The sequence below is a fragment of the Micromonospora sp. NPDC048830 genome, from assembly GCF_043198215.1.
Taxonomy (GTDB): Bacteria; Actinomycetota; Actinomycetes; order Mycobacteriales; family Micromonosporaceae; genus Micromonospora.
On the sequence record NZ_JBICUP010000022.1, the window covers coordinates 1 to 23,194 of the forward strand.

A 23,194-nucleotide genomic window follows, 5' to 3' on the forward strand; every position below is an offset into this window, starting at 1 on the left:
TCTCGCGCCGGGCACTTTTACTACGTTACCCGCCGGTTTCCGCCCTGTCAAACCGGACCCTCCCGATCTGACCCGCTTCCACCCGAATCACGGGCGCCACGGAACCAATGCGGCTGTCGCCGTATCCATTCCATGACTTCCGGTAGGCCGGCCGCCGCGGTAGCCCGCAGCTCGCCCGGTTCCCCACCGGCGATGAACCATACCCGGTCGGCTCCGCCCCACCAAATCCGCCCTCCGGCAGATCCGGGGCCCCGCCCGGCACGGACTCGCGAGGAGATACAACCCCCGCGGCCCGAAGCTCATTCCCGCGCCCGGCCTTCAGGGATTCGCCCTGATTCGTCCGTTCCGCGCTGGCAGAGGAAAAGTTACGCCCCCGCCGGATTGATCGTCAAATCCGGCGGGGGCGTCCCGCGTCACACGTCTGCGTACGCCACTATCGGCGCAGCTCCACCCCGGCGAAGGACTTCTTGCCGCGGCGCAGCACCAGGTACCGGCCGTGCAGCAGGTCCTCCGGGCCCACCGTCGCGTCGACCTCGGCGATCCGCCGGTTGTTCACGTACGCGCCGCCCTCGGCGATGACCCGCCGGGCCTCCTTCGTGCTCGGCACCAGGCCCGACTCCTTCAGCAGGCCGGCCACGTCGGGCAGCTCGGCGAGGTGGACCAGGCCGGCCTCGGTGAGGGCGGCCCGCAGCGTCTCCGGGGAGAGGTCGTCCAGCGACCCGCGGCCGAACAGCGCCTGGCTGGCGACGACCGCCTGGGCCATCTCACGCTCGCCGTGCACCAGCGAGGTCAGCTCCTCGGCGAGGGCCCGCTGGGCGAGCCGGGCCTGCGGCCGTTCCGCGGTCTCCTTCTCCAGCTGCTCGATCTCCTGCCGGGAGCGGAAGCTGAAGTAGCGCAGGTAGCGGGTCACGTCCCGGTCGTCGGCGTTGAGCCAGAACTGGTAGAACGCGTACGGGCTGGTCAGCTCCGGGTCGAGCCAGACGGCGCCGCCCTCGGTCTTGCCGAACTTCGTGCCGTCGGCCTTGGTCACCAGCGGGGTGACGAAGGCTTGCACGGGCCCGGCCCCCCGGCGGCGGACGTAGTCCACGCCGGCGGTGATGTTGCCCCACTGGTCGGAGCCGCCGAACTGGAGCTGACAGCCGTGCCGGCGGTGCAGCTCGTAGAAGTCGTTGGCCTGGAGCAGTTGGTAGCTGAACTCGGTGAAGCTGATGCCGCTCTCCAACCGGGCCTTCACCACCTCCCGGGCCAGCATCTTGTTCACCGGGAAGTGCTTGCCGACGTCCCGGAGGAACTCGACCACCGACATCTCGCCGGTCCAGTCCAGGTTGTTCACCAGTTGCGCGGCGTTGTCCCCCGCGTACGAGACGAAGGGGGCGAGCTGCTCGCGGATGCGGGCCACCCAGCCGGCGACCACCTCGGGCGGGTTGAGCGACCGCTCGGCGCTCTCCTTCGGGTCACCGATCTGCCCGGTGGCCCCGCCCACGAGCAGCAGCGGCCGGTGCCCCGCGAGCTGGAGCCGGCGGGCGGTGATGACCTGCATGAGGTGGCCGACGTGCAGGCTGGCCGCCGTCGGGTCGAAGCCCACGTAGAAGGTGGCGGCAGGGCCGTCGAGCAGCGCGCGCAGCTCGTCGGGGCCGGTCGAGTCCTGGATCAGGCCTCGCCACTGCAGGTCTTCGGTCAGGGAGTCCCGCCCGGACGGCGGGAGGCTGCTGTCGGTCACGGTCACCGATTCTCCCCCATCCCCCGGGGCCCGCCGCACCCGGTTTCGCGCTGATCACTGCCGTTAGGCTGGGCCCGCTGCGCGGATGCGAGGAGGAGCGTCGTGGAGATGCCGGACCTGACCGGTGGTTTCGTGGCCCTGCTCGGCCTGGAGTTCGGCGAGGTGAGCGGGCACAAGGTCGTGATCCGGTGGCGGGTCCGCCCGGAGCTGCACCAGCCGCACGGGATCCAGCACGGCGGGGTGTACTGCGCGGTGGTGGAGACGGCGGCGAGCGTCGGTGGGTCGCACTGGCTCGGCGACAAGGGCCGGGTGGTGGGCGTGTCCAACCAGACGGACTTCCTGCGCGCGGTCCGCGAGGGGGAGCTGACCGCCGTCGGCACCCCGGTGCACCGGGGCCGCAGCCAGCAGCTGTGGCAGGTGGAGATCACCGACGAGGCGGGCCGGCTGGTGTCGCGCGGACAGGTCCGGTTGCAGAACCTCCCGCCCGCCTGAGCCGTCCGCCAATGCCCGGTTCAGGGCGAAAGTAGCGGTTTCGCCGGTTAGGGTCGCGGCGATGAGACGACCCGAATCGCGTCCGGCGTGAGGAGGCTTTTCGCCGCCACGCTCGGCATCCTCTCCGCCGTCGGCGGCTTCGTGGACGTCGGCGACCTGGTGGCGGCGAGTCAGGCGGGCGCCCGCTTCGGCATGGCGCACGCCTGGGTGCTGCTGCTCGGGGTGGCCGGCATCTGCGCGTACGCGGAGATGGCCGGACGGATCGCGGCGGTCAGCGGGCGGGCGGTGTTCGACCTGGTACGGGAGCGGCTGGGCCCACGGGTGGCGCTGCTCAACCTGGTGGCGTCGTACCTGGTGACCGTGCTGACGCTGGCGGCGGAGCTCGGCGGCGTGGCGCTGGCCCTGCAACTGGCGTCGGGGCTGAGCTACCTGGCGTGGGTGCCGGTGGCCGCCCTCGCGGTCTGGCTCGTGCTGTGGCGGGTGGGGTTCCAGGTGATGGAGCGGGTGTTCGGGCTCGCCGGGCTGGCGCTGGTGGTGTTCGCCGTGGCGCTGCTCTGGCTGCCGACCGACTGGGCGGCGCTGGGCCGGGGGGTGGTGCACGGCGGCGCGGCGGGGCACGGCTGGGGGGCGTACTGGTTCGTCGCGGTGGCGTTGTTCGCCTCCACCGTCAGCCCGTACGAGGTGTTCTTCTTCTCCTCCGGCGGGGTGGAGGAGCGCTGGGGCAGCGCGGACCTGGCCAACGCCCGGTCCAGCGTGCTGATCGGCTTCCCGGTCGGCGGGTTCCTCGCCCTGTCGCTGATCGCCACCGCGGCGGTGGTGTTCCATCCGGCGGGGGTGACGCTGGACTCCCTCGAACAGGTGGCGCACCCGGTGGTGCTGGCGTTCGGGGGCGTGGGCCTGGCGGTGGCGGTGGTGGCGTTCTTCGCGGTGACCTTCGGCGCGGCCCTGGAGACCGGGCTGTCGGCGGCGTACGCGGCGGCGCAGTACTTCGGCTGGCAGTGGGGCAAGTGGGTCCGGCCGCGGGAGGCGGCCCGGTTCCACGCCGTGCTGCTCGTCAGCGTGCTGCTCGGGGTGCTGATGCTGCTCACCACCGTCGACCCGATCCGGCTCACCGAGTACATGCTGGTGCTCAGCGCGGTGGTGTTGCCCCTGACGTACCTGCCGATCCTGATCGTGGCGAACGACCGGACGTACCTGGGCGACCGGGTCAACGGGCGGCTGGTGAACCTGCTCGGGTCGGTGTTCCTGCTGGTGATCGTCGCCGCGTCGGTGGCGGCGATCCCGCTGGCGGTGGCGACCGGGATGGGCCGGTGAGGCTCCAGCTCAACGGGCGGCTGCTCGACCGGCAGATCGTGGACCGGGACGGGCGGCTGGTCGGCAAGGTCGACGACGTCGAGTTCGCCTCCGACGCCGACGGCGTGCCGTACGTGCACGCCCTGCTGACCGGGCAGGTGGCGCTGGGGCAGCGGATCGGCGGGCGGGTCGGACGGCTGCTGGTGGCGGTGGCCCAGCAGTTCGTCGAGGACCTGCCGGCGGCCCCGGTGCGCATCCCGTACGGGCTGGTGGAGCGGGTGGACAGCGCGGTGCGGCTGCGGGTGCCGCTGGACGAGTTGCCCCCCTCCCCCGTCGAGGCCTGGCTGCGCCGGCACCTGATCGACCGGATTCCGGGGGCCGGGCGTGCGAGCGGGTGAGCTGCTCGGCCGCACGGCGTACGACCTGCACGGCCGGCGGCTGGGGCGGGTGGTGGACCTGGTGGTGCGCGGCGGCCCGGACGGGCGGCTGCGGCTGACGGACCTGGTGGTCGCCCGGCACTGGTACGGCGGGATGAGCGGCCGGCTGATCGGGCCGGAGCGGCACCCGTCCGGGCCGTGGCTGATCCGCGGCGTGGCGCGGCTGCTCAGCCGGGGCAGCCGGCAGGTGCCGGCGGACGTGGTCCGGTTGGTCCCTTCGGTGCCCGGCTTCCCGTTCGGTGAGCCGGGCGGCGGCCGGGGCTGAGCGTCCCGCCGGCCGCCGGGCCGTCCCGCGCCGCTCGCGGCGAGGTTCAGCCGTGGGGCCGGGTCGAGGACCGGGGCGGCGTAGGGCTGTAGGTGCCCCGCGGGCGCGCCGGCGAATCCTCCCGGCCGGGGCGCCGGTCAGGCCGGCGTGGGCCGTGGCAGGTCCAGCACGTACGAGCCGCCCTCGGGGCGGAAGCCGAGCCGGTGGTAGTAGGGGGCGATCATGCCGGGCGGGCTGACCACCCGGCGGTAGCCGCGTTCGGTGAACAGGCTGCTGCGCCGGTAGACGAACTCGCCGGGGGTGAAGTCGCGGAACCGTTGGGTCACGTAGTCCAGGTCGACCTGGACGACGTCGCCCTCGGCGTGGGCGAGGACCACCCCGACGACCTCGTCGGTACGCAGGACGAGGAACGCGGAGCGCCCGCCGGTGTGCGCGTCGAACTCGTCGAAGCGGAAGCCGGGGTTGAACCGGGCGATGTCGGCGGCGTGCACCCGCAGGGTGTGGGCGAGGAACTGGTCGTCGACGCCGACCTCGACCACCTGGTACGTCCGCGCGTCGTGCCGGGTGGCGAGCATTCCCCGCAGGTACCACAGGTTGATCACGGCGAGGACGACGTTCAGCCCGACCATCGGCCAGACCTCGAGGGCGGCGTTGTAGCCGATCAGCACGAAGCAGCCGACGAGGTTCAGCGCGCGCAGCCGGAGGATGCGCGCCTGCAGCAGGGACCAGACCAGCAGTGCGGAGCCGGTCCAGCCGATCATGTCCAGCCAGTTCACCCCGCGAGAGTAGTGCGCACCAGTTCAGCGCGCCTCCGCCGGCCGGATGCCCACGACGGGACGGCCGGCGCGGCAGGCCGGGTGAAACGGCCGGCGGGTCACCGGCCGGCGAGTTCGAGGACGTACTCCTCGACCTCGGTGCCGCGGCCGTTGGCGTACCCCTTGTCCTCGCCGCACACGACGAAGCCGCACTTGCGCAGGACGGCGAGGGAGGCGGCGTTGTCCTTGGCGGCGCGGGCGTGCACCGGGCGCTGGGGCAGCTCGGCCAGCAGCGCGGCCAGGGCCCGGGTGGCGTAGCCGCGGCCCCAGCGGGTGCCGTCGATCCAGTAGCTGACCTCGGTCCGCTCGTCGACGGGGAACGCGGCGACGTGGCCGACGACCGCGCCGTCGACGGTGATCGTGCGGTTGACGATCCTCGGGTCGGCGCGGATGCGCCGCCAGTGCGCGTCGAACGCCGCCCGGTCCGTCGGGTCGGCGGGGCCGAAGGCGGCCATCCAGTTGGCCTCCGGGTCCTGCTCGAAGGCGAAGAAGTGCGGCAGGTCGTCGTCGCGCACCGGGCGCAGGCGCAGGTCCTCGGTCACCGCCGCAGGCTACCGGTTGGCGCCCTGCCGCCGCCGCACCCCGGCGGCGTTGACGTCGCCCGCCCCGGCGGGTTGATCAAGAGGTTTGCGTCGGATTCCGGCCGGGCGGTGACGCGAACCTCTTGGTCGTCGAGCGTGGCGGGGCCGGCAGCAGGGCGATGATGGCCGGGAGTGCGTGGGCCAGTTACTAATGGTGCATGGCGCCCATCCCATCCCGCCCCGAGAACCTCGACCGGACCGCCGCCCTGGCCCGTGCGGTGGTGGCCCGGCTCGCCCCCGACGAGCTGCCGTCCTTCGACCTGCTAGCCGGCCCGTACCTGTCCGGGGTGGACGCCTCGGTCGAGGGTGGGCGACTGGAGTTCGGGGTGACGGAGGCCGTGGCCACCGTCACCCCGGTGGTCACCCTGGTCTGCGCCACCGTGACGGCCGCGCTGCTGCGGGGCGCCGAGGGGGAGCTGGAGCAGCTCGGCGGCGGGGCCACCCGGCGGCTGCTCGCGGCGTTCCGGCGCCGCCCGGCGCAGGCGCCGGCGCCGGAGGGGGCGCCGGAGGCGGCCCGGCCGCGGTGGTCGCGGGACCAGCTCGCCGAGGTGCGGGCGGTGGCCGCCGACCGGGCCGCCGCGCTGGGCGTCGAGCCGGCCCTGGCCGGGGCCATCGCCGACGCGGTGGTGGGCGCGCTGGCGCTCGCCGGGAAGCCGGAGACGTGAGCGGTCCGACGGGTGCGGACCCGTCCGGACGGATGCCCGGCGACGGCGACGAGACCGACGGGGAGGCGGGCTCGCTGAGCGACCGGCCCGACGTGGATCCGGCGTCGCTGTACGGCCGGCCCGCCGACACCGGCTTCCTACTGGCGCCGCTCGCGGTGCTGGTGTTCACCACGGCGGCGCTGCTCGCCACGACCTTCGGGCTGACCGTGCTGGTGCCGCCGGGGTGCGGGCTGAGCAACGTCTTCGACTACCCGTGCTCCGGCATGCTGCCGCGGATGTCGAACTTCTTCAACCTGCTCGTCGTGCCCGGGGCCGCGCTGTTCCTCTGGCAGAGCCGGCTGCACCGACGCCGCACCCGGCCGCTGGTGCCGGGGATGTTCCCCGCCGCCGAGGCGGTGATCGCCCGGATGCTCGCCTCCGTCGCGCTGCCCCGGCCGGTGCCCGTGGTGCTCGGCCCGAGGCTCGGCCGGCGGGCGTTCACCGGCGGAACCGGGGCGAAGCCGTACGTGGCGTGCGGCCCGGAGCTGCTGGCCCTGCCCGGCAAGGGCGCGGCGGGGCGGCAGGTCTTCGAGGCCGTGCTGCGGCACGAGCTGGCCCACGTCCAGAACCGGGACCTGCTGCGGCACCACTTCGCCAGCTCCCTGCGGATTTCCACCCGGACGGCGGCGCTACTGACCGGCCTGCTGCTTGTCGCCGAGCTGGCGTGGGCGGAGCGACCGCTGAGCCCGGGCGCCGTGGTCGGGGTGCTCGTACGGGCCGCGCTGCTGGCGGTCGCCGCCGAGCTGGTCGCCCGGGCGTTCTTCCGGACCCGGGAGCACCAGGCCGACGTGCGGGCGGCGGGCGGCGACCCGGCCGGCATCCGGGCGGCCCTGCACGGCGGCCGGGAACGCCGCCGCGGCCTGCGGGAGCACCTGCTGAGCCGGCATCCGACGGTGGCGGCCCGGCTCGCGGAGATCGACGGCGGCGCCACCGTGCTGGCGTTCCCTCTCGGCCAGGTCCTGGCGGGCGGGGTTTTCACCGCCGTCGGGCTGACCAACGTGCAGGCCTTCCTCGATCTGCTCGTGTACCAGGAGGTGCTGGAGCCGCCGGGCCCGTCGGACGCGGTGTCCTGGATCCCGCTGCTGGCCCTGCTGGGGGCGGCCGGGCTGCCCACCGGGCTGTTCCTGGCCCTGGGGGTGTCGCGGGACGCCCGGGGCCGACGGCTCACCGGCCGTCCGGTCCGGCCGTGGCGGATCGGACTGGTGTTCGCGGTCGGGCTGGTCGCCGGGCTGTTCCTGGCGCCGTACGCGCCGCTGCTGTACCGGACCGCGCCGGCGGGTCCACCGCCGCTGGCGGGCCTGGCCCTGGCCGCCGCGGCCGGGGTGGCGCTGTGCCACTGGCTGACGGCCACCGTCCGACCGCTCCGGTCGACGGGGCGGGTCCCCGGCGTCCTGCTCGTGGCGGCGCTGCCGGTCGCGGCCGGCGCCCTGGTGCTGTTCTGGGAGACGCTGCTGCGGTACCGGACCAACGAGGTCGGCTGCGAGCACCTGGCCGGATGCGGGCCGTGGGGCCTGTTCCGGATCGCGGTCGCCGGCCTGGCCTCCCCGTGGGTGGCCGCCATGCTGGTGCTGGCGACGGTGACCCTGCTGACCGTCGCGGTACGTCGGACCCGGCCGTCCCGGGCGGTGCTGCGTACGGCCGGGACGGTCACGCTCGCCGGCGCGCTGCTGGCGGCGCTGCCGCTGCTGCCCGGGGCCGACGCGCTCGCGGCGGACTGGTCCCGGCTGGACCCCCGGCTGAGCACCGGGTCGGCGCTGGTGCTCCAGGCGGCCCTGCTGGTCGCCGTGGCGGTGGCCGCCACGGCCCCGGTCGGCCTGGCCGGCCCGCTGGCGGGCGGCGCCGCGCTGGCCGTCGCCACGGCGGGGCTGATCTTCCGGCTGATCGATGCCGCCCGCGAGCCCGTGGCGCTGGGCGTGGAGAACCTGCGCTACCAGTCCGGCGTCCTGCTGGGCGAGGTGCTGGCCCTCGCGCTGCTGGCCGCGGTGGCCACGCTGGGCGTCCGCGCGCTGGCGGCCCGGCTGCGCTCCGGCCGGACCGGCCGGCCGCCGCTCCGGCCCCGGCAACGGGTCGCCGCCGGCCGCCCGGTCCGGCTCGACGCCGGGCCGGTCAGCCCGTCGGGGGCAGGGCCGTCGGGTAGCCGTACAGGTCGAGCAGGCGCACCCGGGCCGCCTGGAGACGGTCCACCACCACGCTCATGAAGCGGGTGGTGAGCTGCCGGCCGAACGCGTCGTCGGACTCCATCAGTCGGCGTACCCCGGCGGCGGTGAACTCGACGGCGGTGCTGCGCTGCACGGCGACCGCCCCGAACTGCCACCGGTACGGCGGGAACAGCCACGACCAGCCCAGCACGCCCCCGGGGCCGATCGCCTCGATCCCGACGTCGCCCCGGCCGGGCACGGGCACGTCCAGCGCCACCTCCCCGCCGCGGACCAGCCAGAACCGCTCGGCGGGCTGGCCGGCGCGGAACAGCCGGTGGCCGGGGTGCCAGACGACCGGGCGGGCGTATCCGGTCAGCCGGATCAGCCAGGGCTCCGGCACGCCGGCGAGGAACGGGTGGGCGCGGAGCATGTCGAGCGGGGTCATCATGGCGTCTTCCTCCGTCGGCGTGGCCCGGTGCGGCGCCGGCCGGCGCCGCGTCCCGCCCCTCTCACGGTGCCCGTTTCCGCCCCTGTTGTCGAGGGTCCCGACTCCTATCCGACCCGGCCACGGCGCGGCTTCTCCGGCCGCCGATCGGGCCGGTCAGCGGGTCGGGGGCGGGGCGGTCGGGTAGGCGTACAGGTATCAGGCCGAGTGGACGTGCACAATGATGACCTGGACGTCCTTCGAGCCGTCGTAACGAAGGTCGTACGTGATGCCTTGTAGTCCGTCAGGGACTCGGCCGTGAGGAAGTAGGTGACCTCGCGGAAGTCCGGCTTGGTGTTCATGCCGTTCAGGCGCAGCCGGTCCGTCCTGGCGCTGATCGTCCCGGTGGGCCCTTCGATGTCCAGCGCCATGACTCCGTCGGTGATGTGGACGTCCGGCGCCTGGCTCGTGCCGCTTTCCAAGCCGACGCTCTCCTTGGTCAGCCGCCCCGAGGTCATGTCCAGGCGGGCCACCCTGGAAGCCTTGATCTGTTCGATGCCGGCGGCATCCAGGGTCGCGTACCCGTCCGCCACTGGGGCTCTGACCGTGGGGGTTGCGTCAGCCCCGCCGTACGGCACGACGCAACCCGACAGAAGCAGCGGTACGAGCAGAAACAAGGCGGCGATGCGCTTCACACCCATTCCCCAGTGACGTGTGACGGTCAGACCAGTAGATCACCAGTGTGGGGCGGTGGACTCGTCGGCGGTGCCGCGACTCCTGTCCGACGTGGCCACGGCGCGGCGTACGCGGCGGCGTGTCCGGGCAAATGCCGGAGGTCGGCGGGCCGGGCGTCGACAATGGTCTCTGATCGGACCCGGGAGCGCTGATGAGCCGACCTGTCGTGGTGGGCGTGGACGGATCACCGTCCAGCCTGGCCGCCGCCGAGCACGCCGCGCGGGCCGCCAGTCGGCGGTCCCGTCCGCTGCTGCTGGTGCACGGCTACCTGCACCCGCTCGGCTACGGTGTGCCGCTCAACCCGTACGACCTGGGGGTGCCGGCGCCGACCGGGGAGTCCCGGCGGATGCTCGAGGAGGCGGCGGACGGGCTGCGCCGGCGCTGGCCGAGCCTCGACGTCGGCGTGCGCCAGGTCACCGGCGGTCCCGCCGCCAGCCTGGTGGAGGAGTCCCGCCGGGCGGAGCTGGTGGTGGTCGGCAGCCGGGGGCTGGGCGGCTTCGCCGGGCTGCTGCTGGGGTCGGTCGGCGCCCAGGTCGCCGCGCACGCGCACTGCCCGGTGCTGGTGGTGCGCCCCGCGGAGCAGCCGATCCCGGTGGACGGGCCGGTGCTGGCCGGGGTGGACGGGTCGGAGCGGGGGCGGCTCGCGGTGGCCCTCGCCGCCGACGAGGCGGCCCGCCGGGACGTCCCGCTGGCGTTGGTACACGTCCGGGCGGCCGACGACGCGTGGCCGGGGCCCGACGCGCTCGGGGAGGCGGGGGCGGCGTCCCGCGCCGAGTCGGACGACCTGCTCGCTGAGTCGGACGACCTGCTCGCCGGGGCGGCGACGGAGGTACGGGCGGCGCATCCGGGCCTGGCGGTCGAGGAACGGCCGGTCCGGGCGGCGAAGCCGGAGCGGGCGCTGGTCGAGGCCAGCGGCGGCGCGGCCCTGCTGGTGGTGGGCACGCGCGGGCGCGGCGGCTTCGCGGGGCTGCTGCTCGGCTCGGTCGCCCAGGCGGTGGTGCAGCACGCCCACTGCCCGGTGCTGGTCGCCCACCCGTACGAGGCCGGGGCGGACTGAGCCGGCCGGCGCGCGGTCCCCGGGCAGACCGGACGAGCCGTCGCGCGGTCAGCCGGGCGGCCGGGACGGTCGTCGCCCGCGAGCAGCTCGTCGAAGCTGGTGGTCAGCGCGAACGGGTCCGGCGGGACAGCGGCCGGACGGCGGCGTACCTGCTCGGCCAGCTCCGCCGCGGCCCGCACGATCCGGCCGCGCAGCGCGCCGTCGGCGGTGCCGCCCGACCAGTCCTCGGGCGCGGCGAAGACGGCCGTGGGCACGACCACCGTCCGCAGGTACGCGAACATCGGCCGGACGGCGTGCTCCAGTGCCAGCGAGTGCCGGGCCGTGCCGCCGGTGGCGGCGATGAGCACCGGCCGGTCCACCAGCGCCTTGGCGTCGAGCACGTCGAAGAACGACTTGAACAGCCCGTTGAACGACGCGTTGAAGATCGGGGTGACCGCGACGACGCCGTCGGCCCCGGCGACGGTGTCCAGGGCCTGCCGCAGCGCGGGCGACGGGAAGCCGGTGCGCAGGTTGTTCACCACGTCGTGGGCGTGGTCGCGCAGCTCGACCGTGCGCAGCTCGGCCTCGACGCCCCGGCCGGCCAGCTCGGCGCGGGCGGCCGCGGCGAGCTGGCCGGCGAGCAGCCGGGTGGACGAGGGCTGGCCGAGGCCGGCCGACACGACGGCCAGGGTGCGGCGGGTCACCGGCGGGCCTCCATCCCGGCGGCGGCCGGCGTCGCGTCGCCCGTCCGCGCGTCCCGGGCGGCCTTGCGCGAGGCGTGGGCGGGCGCCTCGGGCACGTGGGCGGGGCGCAGCGCGGCGAACTCGCGGCGCAGCACCGGCACCACCTCCTCGCCGAGGATGTCGAGCTGCTCCAGCACCGTCTTCAGCGGCAGGCCGGCGTGGTCGACGAGGAACAGCTGGCGCTGGTAGTCGCCGACGTAGTCGCGGAAGCCCAGGGTACGGTCGATCACCTGCTGCGGGCTACCCACGGTCAGCTGGGGTCTGCGCCGTGAACTCCTCCATCGACGGGCCGTGCCCGTACACCGGGGCGTTGTCGAAGTACGGCCGGAACTCGCGGACCGCGTCCTGCGAGTTCCTCCGCATGAACACCTGGCCGCCGAGCCGGACGATCGCCTGCTCGGGTGAGCCGTGGCCGTAGTGGGCGAAGCGCTGCCGGTAGAGCCCCACCATCCGCTGGGTGTGCTCCTTGGGCCAGAAGATGTGGTTGGCGAAGAAGCCGTCGCCGTAGTAGGCCGCCACAGCCGGTGCAGCAGGGCGTAGTTCTCGACGGCGAGGGGGATGCCGTTGCGGATGTCCTGGCCGAACCAGGGGTAGACCGGCCCGGTGTCGCCCCGGCCGAGCATCAGGTCGACGCGCCCGTCGGCCAGGTGCTGGAGCATCGCGTAGTCCTCGGCGATCTTCACCGGGTCGTTGGTGGTGATCAGGGTGGTCGCGGTGGACAGCAGCAGCCGCTCGGTGCGCGCCGCGATCCAGCCGAGCATGGTGGTCGGCGAGGACGTCGAGGCCGACCTCCCGGGGGCGCCATGTCGGCGGCATGGCGGGATCCGGCCGCCCACGACCGCCCCATGTCGCCGACATGGCGGCGCGACAGGCGCGGCGGGCGCGGCAGGCGCGGCAGGCGCGGCGGGCGCGGCAGGCGCGGCGGGCGCGACAGGCGCGGCGGGCGCGGCAGGCGTCAGGGCCGGGCGGCGCGGGGCACGTGCCGGCGGTACGCGCTCACGGTGGGGTCGCCGGCGATCCAGAACCGCCACGGCACGTCGTGCGCACCCGTCACCCCGACCCGCGGGCCGGCCACGACGGCCGCCTCGGGCACCGGCTGCACCGCCGGGCGCAGCCGTACCGGCCCGTCGCCGAGCAGGTAGGACCCGTACGCCGCGCGGTCGATGCCGAGCGCGGCGCAGAGCCGGGCGGGGCCGCGGGCGAGGTCGACGTCTCGGCGTACGGCGGGCCGCCGGGCGCGGACGACGTCCAGGCCCTCGACCACCTCACCGGCCCGCAGCAGGACGGCGGAGGCCTCCCCGTCCGGCCCGGTGACCACGTTCACGCACCAGTGCATGCCGTAGGTGAAGTAGACGTAGGCGTGCCCGGCCGGGCCGAACATCACCGCGTTGCGCGGCGTACGCCCGCGGTGGGCGTGCGAGGCGGGGTCGCCGGCCGTCCCCGCGTACGCCTCGACCTCGGTGATCCGGACGGTGGCACCGCCGGCGGACAGCAGGCAGCCGAGCAGGCCGCGGGCGGCCGGGACCACCGGGCCGGCGAGCAGCGCGGCGAGGTCGCCCGCCGGCCCGCCGTCGGGGTACGCGCCGGTCACCCCCGGCGTGGGGGCGGGCGGCGGGACGGCACGGCTCACGCCCCCGACCCTATCCGGCCCGCCGCCCCACCCGTCGGCGACGATCAAGAGGTTCGCGTCAGGGTGCCGGCACCGCGTGACAGAACCTCCTCGATCGGCCAGGCCTGTCGGGCTCAGCCGAGCGGCTGTTGGAGGTTCACCAGGTTGCCGCAGGTGTCGTCGAAGATCGCCATGAGCACCGGGCCGGTCTGCGTCGGTGGGGTGGTGAACCGGACGCCGCGACCGGTGAGCCGCTCGTGCTCCTTCGCCAGGTCGTCCACCCCGAAGATCATCACGGGAATGCCGGCCTCGCGCAGCCCGCGCTGGTACGCCTGGGCGATCGGCGTGCCGTTCGGCTCCAGCAGCAGCTCGACGCCCTCGGGGTCGGCCGGCGAGACGACGGTGAGCCAGCGGGCGTCCCCGCCGAGCGGGATGTCGTGCTTGACCGCGAAGCCCAGCACGTCGGTGTAGAACTGCTTCGCCTTCTCCTGGTCGTCGACGAAGACGCTGGTGACGGCCACCTTGATCATGAGATTCCCCCTTCTCCTCGTCGCCCAGCTTTCAGGGTCTACTTATATAAGTCAAGGACGTTAGAGTTAAACATCTTGTTGACATCACTTAGTTTGCATGGTCGGATGGCGGCATGACCGAGCAGGACCCGTTCGCCGTGCCGGACGCCGGACGGGCCCGGGCGCACCGCACCCACGCCGCCCTCACCCGGATAACCGAGCGACACGCGGGCGACGACACGCGCCGACGGCGCTACGCCCACCCGTACGTGCCGGACCCGTACGAGGCGGTGGCCCTGGTGACCGCGCTGGCCGCCGGCGGCGCCGAGCTCGCGCCCGACGAGGAGCCGGTGGACGCCGCCGACCTGGTCGCCGCGCTCACCCTCGTCCCCCACCTGCGGGCGGAGGTGGACGCGCTGGAGGCGGGGCTGCTGCGGCTCGCCCGGGACCGGGGGCTGACCTGGCAGGCCGTCGCCCACGGGCTGGGCCTCGGCACGGCACAGGCCGCCCGGCAGCGCTACGAACGACTCACCGGCCGCGTCGGCGGCGGTGCCGACGGGCAACAGGAGGCGTGATGGACCGCGCGGAGATGCTGGCGTACTGCCTGGCGAAGCCGGGCGCCTGGCTCGACCAGCCGTGGGAGGGCGACGTGGTGGTGAAGGTCGGCAGCAAGATCTTCGCCTTCCTCGGGTCGGAGACGGGCAACCGGGTGGGCGTGAAGTGCGGCCCGACCCGGGAGGTCGCCGACGAGTGGCTGCACCGGTTCCCCGACGACGCGGTCCCGTCGGCGTACATCGGGCGGTCGGGGTGGAACAGCCTGCGCCTGGACGGGGCGATCCCGGACGACGAGCTGCGCGAGGCCGTCGACGGCTCGTACGAGGCGGTGGTGGCGAAGCTGCCGAAGCGGGAACGCCCGGCGGCACCCTGACGACGGCCGAAGCGAAGAAAGGGTCCCTTGTCGACAAGGGACCCCTTCTTTCCGCGCGGCGGGCCGGGCGCAGGTCGCTCGCCCGGCCCGGCGTGTGTCAGCGGGGCACGACCCGCTCGGCGGCCCACTCCCGCCAGCCGGCGAGCTGGTCGGCGGCGGCGGCGAGCTGGTCGGCGACCGGCCCGGGGCCGGTGGAGCCGGGCGTGGTCCGCGCGGCGAGCGCGGAACGGACCGACAGCACGTCGCGCACCGACGGGTCGAGGTGCTCGCTGACGGCCGACAGGTCGGCGTCGGAGACCTCGTCGAGGGCACAGTCCCGGGCGGCGCAGAGCGCCACCAGCTTGCCGGTGATCTCGTGGGCGTCGCGGAACGGCACGCCCCGGCGCACCAGCCAGTCGGCGACCTCGGTGGCCAGGGAGAAGCCGACGGGCGCGGCGGCGACGAGGCGGTCGACGCGTACCGTCATCGTGGAGATCATCCCGGCGAGGGCCGGCAGCAGCAGCTCCAGGGTGTCGACCGCGTCGAAGGCCGGCTCCTTGTCCTCCTGCATGTCCCGGTCGTACGTCATCGGCAGGCCCTTGAGCATGGTGAGCACGCTCATCAGGCCGCCGACCAGCCGGCCCGACTTGCCGCGGGCGAGCTCGGCGATGTCCGCGTTCTTCTTCTGCGGCATGATCGACGAGCCGGTGGCGAACGCGTCGTCCAGCTCGACCCAGCCGAACTCCTGCGACGTCCAGAGCACCACCTCCTCGCCGAGGCGGGACAGGTGCACCCCGATCATCGCGGTGACGAACAGGAACTCCGCCACGAAGTCCCGGTCGGCGACGGCGTCCATCGAGTTGGCGAAGGACGTGCGGAAGCCCAGCTCCTTGGAGACCGCGACCGGGTCCAGCGGCAGGCCGGAACCGGCCAGCGCGCCGGCGCCGAGCGGGCTGATCGCGGCCCGGTGGTCCCAGTCGCGCAGCCGGGCCAGGTCGCGCAGCAGCGGCTGCACGTGCGCCAGCAGCCAGTGCCCGAAGGTGACCGGCTGGGCGTGCTGGAGGTGGGTCATGCCGGGGGCGGCCGTGTCGACGTGCCGCTCGGCCTGCTCCACCAGGGCGTCGGCCAGCTCCACCAGCCGGGCCGCCACGCCCCGGGCGTGGTCGCGCAGGTAGAGGCGCAGGTCGGTGGCGACCTGGTCGTTGCGGGAGCGGCCGGCGCGCAGCTTGCCGCCGAGGCTGCCGAGGCGTTCCAGCAGGCCCCGCTCCAGGGCGGTGTGCACGTCCTCGTCGTCGACCGTCGGGCGGAACGCGCCGGAGGCGCAGGCGGCCTCCAGATCGTCCAACGCGGCCAGGATCTTCCCCAGTTCCTCGGGGTCGAGCAGGCCCGCGCGGGCCAGCACCCGGGCGTGGGCCCGGGAACCGGCGATGTCGTACGGAGCGAGGCGCCAGTCGAACTGCACGCTGACCGACAGCCGGGCCAGGGCCTCGGCGGGTCCGCCGGCGAACCGCCCGCCCCACAGGCTCGTACGGTTGGTTCCGGCGCTGTTCTCGGTGAGGCTCTTGTCGTCCACGTCGCCCATTCTGGTTGTCACGCCGATCACCCGCCCAACCGGGCGTCCCGCGCGGCGGCGAGCCTGCTGGGCAGGCCCCACAGCTGCACGAAGCCCCGGGCGAGCGACTGGTCGAAGGTGTCGCCGGTGTCGTAGGTGGCCATGCCGAAGTCGTACAGGCTGGCCTCGGAGCGGCGCCCGGTCACGGTGGCCCGGCCGCCGTGCAGCGTCAGCCGCACCTCGCCGCAGACGTGCCGCTGGGCGTCGTCGATGAACGCGTCCAGGGCCCGCCTCAGCGGGGAGAACCACAGGCCGTCGTAGACCAGCTCGGCCCAGCGCTGCTCGACGCCGCGCTTGAACCGGGCCAGGTCCCGCTCGACGGTGACCGCCTCCAGCTCCTGGTGGGCGGTGATCAGGGCGATCGCGCCCGGGGCCTCGTACACCTCGCGGCTCTTGATGCCGACGAGGCGGTCCTCGACCATGTCGAGCCGGCCGACGCCCTGGGCGCCGGCGCGCCGGTTCAGCTCCAGGACCGCCTGGTACGGGGTGACCGTCTCGCCGTCGATCGCGACCGGTACGCCGGCGTCGAAGGTGATCACCAGCTCGTCGGGGTCGCGCGCCTCGGCCGGGTCGGCGGTGTACGCGTACAACGCCTCGACGGGCGCGTTCCAGATGTCCTCCAGGAAGCCGGTCTCCACGGCCCGGCCCCACAGGTTCTGGTCGACCGAGTACGGCGAGCGCGCCGACACGTCGATCGGCAGCCGCCTCTCCTCGGCGTACGCGATGGCCTTGTCCCGGGTCCACGCGAAGTCCCGGGCCGGGGCGACGACCCTGAGGTCGGGGGCGAGCGCGCCCAGGCCGGCCTCGAAGCGCACCTGGTCGTTGCCCTTGCCGGTGCAGCCGTGCGACACGATCGTGCCGCCGTGCCGGCGCGCGGCGGCCACCAGGTGTTTGACGATCAGCGGCCGGGACAGCGCGGACACCAGCGGGTACCGGTCCATGTAGAGGGCGTTGGCCCGGATCGCCGGCAGGCAGTACCCGGCGGCGAACTCGTCGCGGGCGTCGACCACCTCGGCCTCGACGGCGCCGCAGTCGAGGGCGCGCTGCCGGATGACCCCGAGGTCCTCGCCGCCCTGCCCGACGTCGACCGCGACCGCGATCACCTCCGCGCCGGTCCGCTCCGCCAGGTACGGGATGGCCACCGAGGTGTCCAGCCCTCCGGAGTACGCGAGGACGACCCGCTCGGTCATGGTGTCGTACCCCCTTCCGGGTTGCCCTCCCCGCGGGACCACGCGGCGAGCCTCTCGCCCAGCGCGGCCCCGCCGACGGCCTCGCGGGCCACGACCAGGACGGTGTCGTCGCCGGCGATCGTCCCGACGACCTCGGGCAGGCCCGCCCGGTCCAGGGCGCTGGCCAGGTAGTGGGCCGCGCCCGGCGGGGTGCGCAGCACGGTGATGTTGCCGCTGGAGTCCACCTCGTTGAGCAGCTCCCGCAGCAGGCGCACGAGTCGGGCGGGCGCCGCCTCGGCCTCACGCAGCGGGCGGTGGCCGTCCTCCGGGATCACGTACACGGCGCGCCCGTCGCCGCCGCGGGCGGTGACCGCGCCGAGTTCCTTCAGGTCCCGCGAGAGGGTGGCCTGGGTGACCTGGGCGCCCTCGGCGGCGAGCAGGTCGGCCAGCTCGGTCTGCGAGCGGACGGCCCGGTCGCGGATCAGCTCGACGATGCGGGCGTGCCGGGCGGCGCGGGTGAGCGGGGCGGTCATGGTCGGTCCTCGAGGAGAAACGTCAGCAACGCCTTCTGGGCGTGCAGCCGATTCTCCGCCTGGTCGAACACGGCGCTCTGCGGGCCGTCGAGCACCTCGTCGGTGATCTCCTCGCCCCGGTGCGCCGGCAGGCAGTGCAGCACGATCGCGTCCGGCGCGGCCTGCCCGAGCAGGGCCTTGTTCACCTGGTACGGCAGGAACGGGGTGAGCCGGTCCAGCCCGTCGGCCTCCTGGCCCATCGAGGTCCAGGTGTCGGTGGCCAGCACGTCGGCGTCCCGGGCGGCCTGCACCGGGTCGCGCAGCACGCGTACGGACCCGCCGGTGCCGGCGGCGATCTCCTCCGCCCGGGCCACCACGCCCGGGTCGGGGTCGAACCCGTCCGGCCCGGCGACCCGGACGTGCATCCCGGCGGTCGCCCCGGCCAGCAGGTACGAGTGGGACATGTTGTTCGCGGCGTCCCCCACGTACGCGAGGGTCCGGCCGTGCGTGCCGCCGCACCGCTCGCGGACGGTGAGCAGGTCGGCCAGGAGCTGGCACGGGTGGAACCCGTCGGTGAGCGCGTTGACCACCGGCACGGTGGCGTGCGCGGCGACCTCGGCGATCCGGTCGTCGCCGTGGGTGCGCAGCACGATCGCGGCGACGTAGCGGGAGAGCACCCGGCCGGCGTCGGCCAGGGACTCGCCCCGCCCGAAGTGGGTCACCTGGGTGTCCACGACGAGGGGATGCCCGCCCAGCTCCGCGATACCCGCGTCGAAGGAGATCCTGGTGCGCAGGCTCTGCTTGTCGAACAGCACCGCCACCGACCTCGGGCCGGCGAGCGGCCGGTAGGCGAACCGCTCGGCCTTCATCCGGGCGGCGAGGTCGAGCACGGCCGCCTGCTCGGCGGGCGTGAGATCGTCGTCACGCAGCAGGTGGCGGGTCATGCGATGGTCTCCGTCGTGGTCGGGCTCGACGCGGTCGAGATCTTGGCGGAATCCGGCCCCTCGGGTGGCCGTTTCGTACCAAGATCTGCCGCAGCTCCCCGCGTCGTGGCGTCGAGGACGGCGGGGAGGGCGGCCAGGAACGCGTCGGCCTGCTCGGCGGTGAGAATCAGCGGCGGGGCGAGCCGGACCACCCCGGGCTGCACCGGGTTCACCAGGAACCCGGCCTCGCGCAGCGCGGCGGCCACCGGGCCGGCCACGTCGGCGGTGAGCACGACGCCGAGCAGCAGGCCGGCGCCGCGCACCTGGCCGACCAGGGGGTGACCGAGCGCCTCGATCCCCCGGCGCAGCCGCTCACCGACCCGCTTGACGTGGTCGAGCAGCCCCTCGCCGGCGATGGTGGACACCACCGCGAGGGCGGCGGCGCAGCTGATCGGGTTGCCGCCGAAGGTGCTGCCGTGCGAGCCGGGGCCGAGCAGCTCGGCGGCCCGCCCGAACGCCAGGCAGGCGCCGATCGGCAGCCCGCCGCCGAGGCCCTTGGCGAGGGTGACGACGTCGGGCTCGACGCCCTCGGCCTGGTGGTAGAACCAGTGTCCCGTACGGCCGATGCCGGTCTGCACCTCGTCGAGCACCAGCAGCGCGCCGCGCCGGGCGGTGATCCGGCGAGCCTCCGCGAGGTAGCCGGCCGGGGGCACGACCACCCCGTTCTCGCCCTGGATCGGCTCCAGGATCACCATGGCGGTCGCGTCGGTGACCGCCGCGTCGAGGGCGGCGGCGTCGCCGTACGGGACGTGGGTGACGTCGCCCGGCAGCGGCCGGAACGGGTCGGCCTTGGCGGGCTGGCCGGTCAGCGCGAGCGCCCCCATGGTGCGGCCGTGGAACCCGCCGTGGGTGGCGACCACGTGGGTGCGGCCGGTGCGCCGGGACAGCTTGAACGCCGCCTCGTTGGCCTCCGCGCCCGAGTTGGCGAAGTAGACCCGACCGGGCCGGCCCGCCAGGGCCAGCAGCAGCTCGGCCAGGGCGACCGGCGGCTCGGCCACGAACAGGTTGGACACGTGGCCGAGGGTGGCGACCTGCCGGGACACGGCGGCCACCACGGCCGGGTGGGCGTGGCCGAGGGCGTTGACCGCGATGCCGCCGAGCAGGTCGACGTACTCCCGGCCGGCCTCGTCGACCACGACGGCGCCGGCGCCGGAGACCAGCGCGAGCGGCGGCGTGCCGTAGTTGTCCATCAGGGACGCGCCCCAGCGCTCCACGAGCGTGCTCATTTAGCGCTCACCATCGTTCCGAATCCTTCCGAGGTGAAGACCTCGAGCAGTGTGGAGTGGGCGACCCGGCCGTCGACGATGTGCGCGGCAGGCACTCCCCCGCGCACCGCCCGCAGGCAGGCCTCCATCTTGGGAACCATCCCCGACTCCAGGGACGGCAGCAGCCTCGCCAACTCGTCGGTGCTGATCTCGCTGACCAGGCTGTCGGTGTCGGGCCAGTTCGCGTACAGCCCGGGCACGTCGGTGAGGACCACGAGCTTGCGCGCGTCCAGCGCGATCGCGAGCGCGGCGGCGGCGGTGTCGGCGTTGAGGTTGTGCAGCACCCCGTCGGCGTCCGGCGCGACGGTGGAGATCACCGGGATGCGGCCGGCGGCGATCAGGTCCGCCACGGCGGAAACGTCCACCGACTCGACGTCGCCGACCAGCCCGACGTCGACCGGCTGCCCGTCGACGTACGCGGGGCGGCGCACGGCGGTGAACAGGCCGCCGTCCTCGCCGGAGAGGCCCACGGCGAACGGGCCGTGCGCGTTGATCAGGCCGACCAGTTCCCGGCCGACCTGACCGACCAGCACCATCCGGACGACGTCCATCGCCTCCGGGGTGGTGACCCGCAGGCCGCCCCGGAACTCGCTGTCGATGCCGAGCCGGCCGAGCATCGCCGAGATCTGCGGCCCGCCGCCGTGCACCACGACCGGCCGGAGGCCGGCGTAGCGCAGGAAGACCATGTCGGCGGCGAAGGCCCGCTGCAGCTCGGGATCGACCATGGCGTTGCCGCCGTACTTGACCACGACGGTGGCGCCGGAGAACCGGGCCAGCCAGGGCAGCGCCTCGATCAGCGCCTCGGCCTTGGCCTGGGCCCGGGTGAGGTTTGCGGAGAGACTCACTGCGCCGGCCTTCCGTTCGCGACTGCGGGACTCCGCTCCGCTGCGTTCCTCGCGCTCACGATGCCCCCGTTGTTCGCGACTGCGGGACTCCGCTCCGCTGCATTCCTCGCGCTCACGATGAGTACGCCGAGTTTTCGTGCACGTACGCGTGCGACAGGTCGTTCGTCCAGATCGTCGCCGCCGCGTCGCCGGCGTGCAGGTCGATCCGGATGGTGACGTCCCGGCCGGTGAGGTCGACCTTGGAGCGGTCCTCGGCGGCGGCGCCCGAGCGGCACACCCAGACCCCGTTGACCGCCACGTCCACGCCGTCCGGCTCGAACGCCGCGGCGGTGGTGCCCACGGCGGCGAGGATGCGGCCCCAGTTCGGGTCGTTGCCGAACAGCGCGGTCTTGACCAGGTTGTTGCGGGCCACCGACCGGCCCACCTCGACCGCGTCGTCCTCGTCGGCGGCGCCGACCACCTCGACGGCGATCTGCTTGGTGGCCCCCTCGGCGTCCGCGACCAACTGCTGTGCCAGGTCGTGGCACGCGGCGGTGACCGCGTGGGTCAACTCCGCCTCGGTGGGCTCGATGCCGGACGCCCCGCTGGACAGCAGCAGCACCGTGTCGTTGGTGGACATGCAGCCGTCGGAGTCGACCCGGTCGAAGGTGAGCCGGCAGGCGGCGCGCAGCGCGGTGTCGAGCGCGTCCGGCCCGGCCACCGCGTCGGTGGTCAGCACGCAGAGCATCGTCGCCAGGCCGGGGGCGAGCATCCCCGCGCCCTTGGCCATGCCGCCGACCGTCCAGCCGCCGCCGGCCACCACGGTGGTCTTCGGTCGGGTGTCGGTGGTCATGATCGCCTCGGCCGCCGCGGCGCCGCCGTCGCGGGACAGGCCGCGCGCGGCCGCCCGTACCCCGGAGAGCAGTTTCGGCATCGGCAGCCGCTCGCCGATCAGCCCGGTGGAGCAGACCGCCACCTCGCCCGCGCCGAGCATCAGCCGGGGGCTCAGCGAGGTCAGCACTGTGGCGGTGTGCTCGGCGGTGGCGTGGGTGTCCTGGAAACCGGCCGGGCCGGTGCAGGCGTTCGCGCCGCCGGAGTTGAGGATCACGGCCCGGACCACGCCGCCGCGGACCACCTGTCGGCTCCACAGCACCGGCGCGGCCTTGACACGGTTGGCGGTGAAGACGCCGGCGACCCCGGCGTCCGGGCCGTCGTTGACCACGAGGGCGATGTCGCCGGCGCCGCTGGCCTTGAGCCCGGCGGCGACGCCGGCCGCCCGGAAACCTCGGGGGGTGGTGACGGTCATGGTGCGACTCCGTAGATGGACAGCCCGCTGGTCTCGGGGAGGCCGAGCATGAGGTTGGCGTTCTGCACGGCCTGGCCGGCGGCGCCCTTGCCGAGGTTGTCGATGGCGCTGACCACGATCACCCGCCCGGAGTCCACGTCGACGGTCGCCTGCAGGTGGCAGGAGTTCGACCCGAGGGTGGCGGCCGTGTGGGGCCACGTCCCCTCGGGCAGCACGTGCACGAACGGCGCGTCCGCGTACGCCTCGGTGAGCACCGCGCGGGGGTCGGCGGCCCCGGTCGGCACGGCGGTGACCGTGGCGAGGATGCCGCGCGGCATCGGCGCCAGCACGGGGGTGAGCGACAGGCTGGCCGCTCCGGTGGCCTGCTTGATCTCCGGCACGTGCTGGTGGGCGCCGACCTTGTACGGCGACAGGTCCCCCATCACCTCGCTGCCGAGCAGGTGGGCCTTGGCGGCCCGGCCCGCCCCGGAGGTGCCGGAGGCGGCGACCGCGACCACGTCGGCGGGCGCGACCACGCCGGCCGCGACCAGCGGCGCGAGGGCGAGCGTGACGGCGACGGCGTAGCAGCCGGTGTTGGCCACCCGGGTCGCGGCGGAGATCGCCGCGCGCTGGCCCGGCAGCTCGGGCAGCCCGTACGTCCAGGCGCCCGCGTGGGCGCCGCCGTAGTACCGCGCCCAGGCGGCCCCGTCGCGCAGCCGGTGGTCGGCGCCGAGGTCGACGACCCGGACCGTCTCCGGCAGGGCCGCGGCCAGGGCGGCGGACTCGCCGTGCGGCAGGGCCAGGAAGGCCAGGTCCGCGTCGGCCAGGGCCGCCGGATCGGTCGCGCCGAACGTCAGGTCCAGCCCCGCGAGCTGCGGGTGTACGGCGGCGACGGGCTGGCCGGCCTGGCTGTGCGCGGTGGCGGCGACCAGCTCGAACTCGGGGTGACCGGCGATCAGGCGCAGCAGCTCGCCCCCGGCGTAGCCGCTCGCCCCGGCGACCGCAACTCGGATACCCATACCCACCTCCGCATGACTATACGGCAGAGATTAGCAGGGCCAGCAGCGACGCTGCAACTTCATACGGCGTGCTGCATGAACTTCGACCGTGGATTGCCTGAGCCCGGGCGGACAGAG

Annotated in this window: 24 protein-coding genes and 2 pseudogenes; 9 read left to right on the forward strand and 17 right to left on the reverse strand. The window is 74.6% G+C overall.

Features of this window, described 5'->3' with window-relative positions; translation table 11 throughout:
- Positions 1-433 precede the first annotated feature (433 nt).
- Complete coding sequence (tyrS, locus tag ACGFIZ_RS19385) at positions 434-1,720, reverse strand: tyrosine--tRNA ligase (protein ID WP_393421221.1); 1,287 nt, start codon at positions 1,718-1,720, stop codon at positions 434-436.
- Positions 1,721-1,828: 108 nt separating this feature from the next.
- On the opposite strand from tyrS, the gene ACGFIZ_RS19390 reads away from it, so the two are divergent.
- The 4 genes from ACGFIZ_RS19390 (at position 1,829) to ACGFIZ_RS19405 (ending at position 4,207) form a co-directional block, all read left to right on the forward strand.
- Complete coding sequence (locus ACGFIZ_RS19390; protein ID WP_393421223.1) at positions 1,829-2,212, forward strand: PaaI family thioesterase; 384 nt, start codon at positions 1,829-1,831, stop codon at positions 2,210-2,212.
- An 87-nt stretch (positions 2,213-2,299) separates the two neighbouring features.
- Complete coding sequence (locus ACGFIZ_RS19395; RefSeq protein WP_393421040.1) at positions 2,300-3,526, forward strand: NRAMP family divalent metal transporter; 1,227 nt, start codon at positions 2,300-2,302, stop codon at positions 3,524-3,526.
- Positions 3,523-3,903: a hypothetical protein gene (locus ACGFIZ_RS19400; RefSeq protein WP_393421042.1), complete on the forward strand. Its 381-nt coding sequence runs from the start codon at positions 3,523-3,525 to the stop codon at positions 3,901-3,903. The genes ACGFIZ_RS19395 and ACGFIZ_RS19400 overlap by 4 nt, the downstream gene beginning before the upstream one ends.
- On the forward strand, positions 3,890-4,207 hold the full coding sequence (locus ACGFIZ_RS19405; protein ID WP_393421043.1) for a PRC-barrel domain containing protein: 318 nt from the start codon (positions 3,890-3,892) through the stop codon (positions 4,205-4,207). The genes ACGFIZ_RS19400 and ACGFIZ_RS19405 overlap by 14 nt, the downstream gene beginning before the upstream one ends.
- Before the next feature lie 137 nt (positions 4,208-4,344).
- Here ACGFIZ_RS19405 and ACGFIZ_RS19410 read toward each other — a convergent pair whose 3' ends face one another.
- Both ACGFIZ_RS19410 and ACGFIZ_RS19415 read right to left on the reverse strand, forming a co-directional pair.
- A complete protein-coding gene (locus tag ACGFIZ_RS19410) occupies positions 4,345-4,983 on the reverse strand; it encodes a hypothetical protein (protein ID WP_393421045.1) in 639 nt (212 codons plus the stop codon).
- Positions 4,984-5,081: 98 nt separating this feature from the next.
- Positions 5,082-5,564 (reverse strand): GNAT family N-acetyltransferase, encoded by a 483-nt coding sequence (locus ACGFIZ_RS19415; protein ID WP_347671600.1) that lies wholly within the window; start codon positions 5,562-5,564, stop codon positions 5,082-5,084.
- Between the two features lie 197 nt (positions 5,565-5,761).
- Here ACGFIZ_RS19415 and ACGFIZ_RS19420 point away from each other — a divergent pair, with 197 nt between their 5' ends.
- Positions 5,762-6,268 carry a hypothetical protein gene (locus ACGFIZ_RS19420; protein WP_393421047.1) on the forward strand — a complete coding sequence of 169 codons (507 nt, stop codon included), beginning with the start codon at positions 5,762-5,764 and terminating at the stop codon, positions 6,266-6,268.
- A complete protein-coding gene (locus ACGFIZ_RS19425) occupies positions 6,265-8,505 on the forward strand; it encodes a M48 family metalloprotease (protein WP_393421049.1) in 2,241 nt (746 codons plus the stop codon). Before ACGFIZ_RS19420 ends, ACGFIZ_RS19425 begins: the two co-directional genes overlap by 4 nt.
- Here the strand turns inward: ACGFIZ_RS19425 and ACGFIZ_RS19430 are convergent.
- Together ACGFIZ_RS19430 and ACGFIZ_RS19435 are read right to left on the reverse strand one after the other, a co-directional pair.
- Positions 8,414-8,893: a cyclic nucleotide-binding domain-containing protein gene (locus ACGFIZ_RS19430; RefSeq protein WP_393421051.1), complete on the reverse strand. Its 480-nt coding sequence runs from the start codon at positions 8,891-8,893 to the stop codon at positions 8,414-8,416. The genes ACGFIZ_RS19425 and ACGFIZ_RS19430 overlap by 92 nt on opposite strands.
- A gap of 104 nt (positions 8,894-8,997) precedes the next feature.
- Positions 8,998-9,564, reverse strand: a complete 567-nt coding sequence (locus ACGFIZ_RS19435) for a hypothetical protein (RefSeq protein ID WP_393421053.1) — start codon at positions 9,562-9,564, stop codon at positions 8,998-9,000.
- Positions 9,565-9,755: 191 nt separating this feature from the next.
- Here ACGFIZ_RS19435 and ACGFIZ_RS19440 point away from each other — a divergent pair, with 191 nt between their 5' ends.
- Entirely contained in the window at positions 9,756-10,661 is a 906-nt protein-coding gene (locus ACGFIZ_RS19440; RefSeq protein WP_393421055.1) for a universal stress protein, read from the forward strand.
- 68 nt (positions 10,662-10,729) lie between these two features.
- Here ACGFIZ_RS19440 and ACGFIZ_RS19445 read toward each other — a convergent pair.
- The 4 genes and pseudogenes from ACGFIZ_RS19445 to ACGFIZ_RS19460 form a co-directional block, all read right to left on the reverse strand.
- A pseudogene (locus ACGFIZ_RS19445) lies at positions 10,730-11,344 on the reverse strand (CE1759 family FMN reductase); the annotation flags it as partial.
- Positions 11,341-12,159, reverse strand: a pseudogene (locus ACGFIZ_RS19450) (LLM class flavin-dependent oxidoreductase); the annotation flags it as partial. The pseudogenes ACGFIZ_RS19450 and ACGFIZ_RS19445, both read right to left, overlap by 4 nt.
- A 179-nt stretch (positions 12,160-12,338) precedes the next feature.
- Positions 12,339-12,974 (reverse strand): DNA-3-methyladenine glycosylase, encoded by a 636-nt coding sequence (locus ACGFIZ_RS19455; RefSeq protein ID WP_393421225.1) that lies wholly within the window; start codon positions 12,972-12,974, stop codon positions 12,339-12,341.
- Between the two features lie 152 nt (positions 12,975-13,126).
- Complete coding sequence (locus ACGFIZ_RS19460) at positions 13,127-13,522, reverse strand: VOC family protein (RefSeq protein WP_393421057.1); 396 nt, start codon at positions 13,520-13,522, stop codon at positions 13,127-13,129.
- A gap of 113 nt (positions 13,523-13,635) precedes the next feature.
- Here ACGFIZ_RS19460 and ACGFIZ_RS19465 point away from each other — a divergent pair, with 113 nt between their 5' ends.
- Both ACGFIZ_RS19465 and ACGFIZ_RS19470 read left to right on the forward strand, forming a co-directional pair.
- Positions 13,636-14,076, forward strand: a complete 441-nt coding sequence (locus tag ACGFIZ_RS19465; RefSeq protein WP_393421059.1) for a DNA-binding protein — start codon at positions 13,636-13,638, stop codon at positions 14,074-14,076.
- Positions 14,076-14,429 carry an MmcQ/YjbR family DNA-binding protein gene (locus tag ACGFIZ_RS19470; protein WP_393421061.1) on the forward strand — a complete coding sequence of 118 codons (354 nt, stop codon included), beginning with the start codon at positions 14,076-14,078 and terminating at the stop codon, positions 14,427-14,429. The genes ACGFIZ_RS19465 and ACGFIZ_RS19470 overlap by 1 nt, the downstream gene beginning before the upstream one ends.
- Before the next feature lie 97 nt (positions 14,430-14,526).
- Here the strand turns inward: ACGFIZ_RS19470 and argH are convergent, their stop codons facing one another.
- The 8 genes from argH to argC all read right to left on the reverse strand — a co-directional run bounded on the left by argH (position 14,527) and on the right by argC (position 23,077).
- Positions 14,527-15,990 (reverse strand): argininosuccinate lyase, encoded by a 1,464-nt coding sequence (gene argH / locus ACGFIZ_RS19475; protein ID WP_393421227.1) that lies wholly within the window; start codon positions 15,988-15,990, stop codon positions 14,527-14,529.
- Positions 15,991-16,007: 17 nt separating this feature from the next.
- Positions 16,008-17,210: an argininosuccinate synthase gene (locus ACGFIZ_RS19480; protein WP_393421063.1), complete on the reverse strand. Its 1,203-nt coding sequence runs from the start codon at positions 17,208-17,210 to the stop codon at positions 16,008-16,010.
- Complete coding sequence (locus ACGFIZ_RS19485; protein ID WP_393421065.1) at positions 17,207-17,722, reverse strand: arginine repressor; 516 nt, start codon at positions 17,720-17,722, stop codon at positions 17,207-17,209. The genes ACGFIZ_RS19480 and ACGFIZ_RS19485 overlap by 4 nt, the downstream gene beginning before the upstream one ends.
- A complete protein-coding gene (gene argF / locus ACGFIZ_RS19490) occupies positions 17,719-18,645 on the reverse strand; it encodes an ornithine carbamoyltransferase (RefSeq protein WP_393421067.1) in 927 nt (308 codons plus the stop codon). The genes ACGFIZ_RS19485 and argF overlap by 4 nt, the downstream gene beginning before the upstream one ends.
- Entirely contained in the window at positions 18,642-19,910 is a 1,269-nt protein-coding gene (locus tag ACGFIZ_RS19495) for an acetylornithine transaminase (protein WP_393421069.1), read from the reverse strand. The genes argF and ACGFIZ_RS19495 overlap by 4 nt, the downstream gene beginning before the upstream one ends.
- Positions 19,907-20,794 (reverse strand): acetylglutamate kinase, encoded by an 888-nt coding sequence (gene argB / locus ACGFIZ_RS19500; RefSeq protein ID WP_393421071.1) that lies wholly within the window; start codon positions 20,792-20,794, stop codon positions 19,907-19,909. The genes ACGFIZ_RS19495 and argB overlap by 4 nt, the downstream gene beginning before the upstream one ends.
- Positions 20,795-20,906: 112 nt before the next feature.
- The gene (argJ, locus tag ACGFIZ_RS19505; protein WP_393421073.1) at positions 20,907-22,079 is read right to left on the reverse strand and encodes a bifunctional glutamate N-acetyltransferase/amino-acid acetyltransferase ArgJ; all 1,173 of its coding nucleotides are present in this window, start codon (positions 22,077-22,079) and stop codon (positions 20,907-20,909) included.
- The gene (gene argC / locus ACGFIZ_RS19510; protein WP_393421075.1) at positions 22,076-23,077 is read right to left on the reverse strand and encodes an N-acetyl-gamma-glutamyl-phosphate reductase; all 1,002 of its coding nucleotides are present in this window, start codon (positions 23,075-23,077) and stop codon (positions 22,076-22,078) included. The genes argJ and argC overlap by 4 nt, the downstream gene beginning before the upstream one ends.
- Between the last annotated feature and the right edge of the window lie 117 nt (positions 23,078-23,194).

What these genes read in the sequence shown, in the direction of transcription:
- ACGFIZ_RS19495 (WP_393421069.1), bottom strand. Translation starts at nt 19,910, where the DNA reads ATGAGCACGCTCGTGGAGCGCTGGGGCGCGTCCCTGATGGACAACTAC.
- ACGFIZ_RS19420 (WP_393421047.1), top strand. Translation starts at nt 5,762, where the DNA reads ATGGCGCCCATCCCATCCCGCCCCGAGAACCTCGACCGGACCGCCGCC.
- ACGFIZ_RS19480 (WP_393421063.1), bottom strand. Translation starts at nt 17,210, where the DNA reads ATGACCGAGCGGGTCGTCCTCGCGTACTCCGGAGGGCTGGACACCTCG.
- argJ (WP_393421073.1), bottom strand. Translation starts at nt 22,079, where the DNA reads ATGACCGTCACCACCCCCCGAGGTTTCCGGGCGGCCGGCGTCGCCGCC.
- argC (WP_393421075.1), bottom strand. Translation starts at nt 23,077, where the DNA reads ATGGGTATCCGAGTTGCGGTCGCCGGGGCGAGCGGCTACGCCGGGGGC.
- ACGFIZ_RS19460 (WP_393421057.1), bottom strand. Translation starts at nt 13,522, where the DNA reads ATGATCAAGGTGGCCGTCACCAGCGTCTTCGTCGACGACCAGGAGAAG.
- ACGFIZ_RS19390 (WP_393421223.1), top strand. Translation starts at nt 1,829, where the DNA reads ATGCCGGACCTGACCGGTGGTTTCGTGGCCCTGCTCGGCCTGGAGTTC.
- ACGFIZ_RS19430 (WP_393421051.1), bottom strand. Translation starts at nt 8,893, where the DNA reads ATGATGACCCCGCTCGACATGCTCCGCGCCCACCCGTTCCTCGCCGGC.
- ACGFIZ_RS19470 (WP_393421061.1), top strand. Translation starts at nt 14,076, where the DNA reads ATGGACCGCGCGGAGATGCTGGCGTACTGCCTGGCGAAGCCGGGCGCC.
- argF (WP_393421067.1), bottom strand. Translation starts at nt 18,645, where the DNA reads ATGACCCGCCACCTGCTGCGTGACGACGATCTCACGCCCGCCGAGCAG.
- ACGFIZ_RS19485 (WP_393421065.1), bottom strand. Translation starts at nt 17,722, where the DNA reads ATGACCGCCCCGCTCACCCGCGCCGCCCGGCACGCCCGCATCGTCGAG.
- argH (WP_393421227.1), bottom strand. Translation starts at nt 15,990, where the DNA reads ATGGGCGACGTGGACGACAAGAGCCTCACCGAGAACAGCGCCGGAACC.
- ACGFIZ_RS19440 (WP_393421055.1), top strand. Translation starts at nt 9,756, where the DNA reads ATGAGCCGACCTGTCGTGGTGGGCGTGGACGGATCACCGTCCAGCCTG.
- ACGFIZ_RS19465 (WP_393421059.1), top strand. Translation starts at nt 13,636, where the DNA reads ATGACCGAGCAGGACCCGTTCGCCGTGCCGGACGCCGGACGGGCCCGG.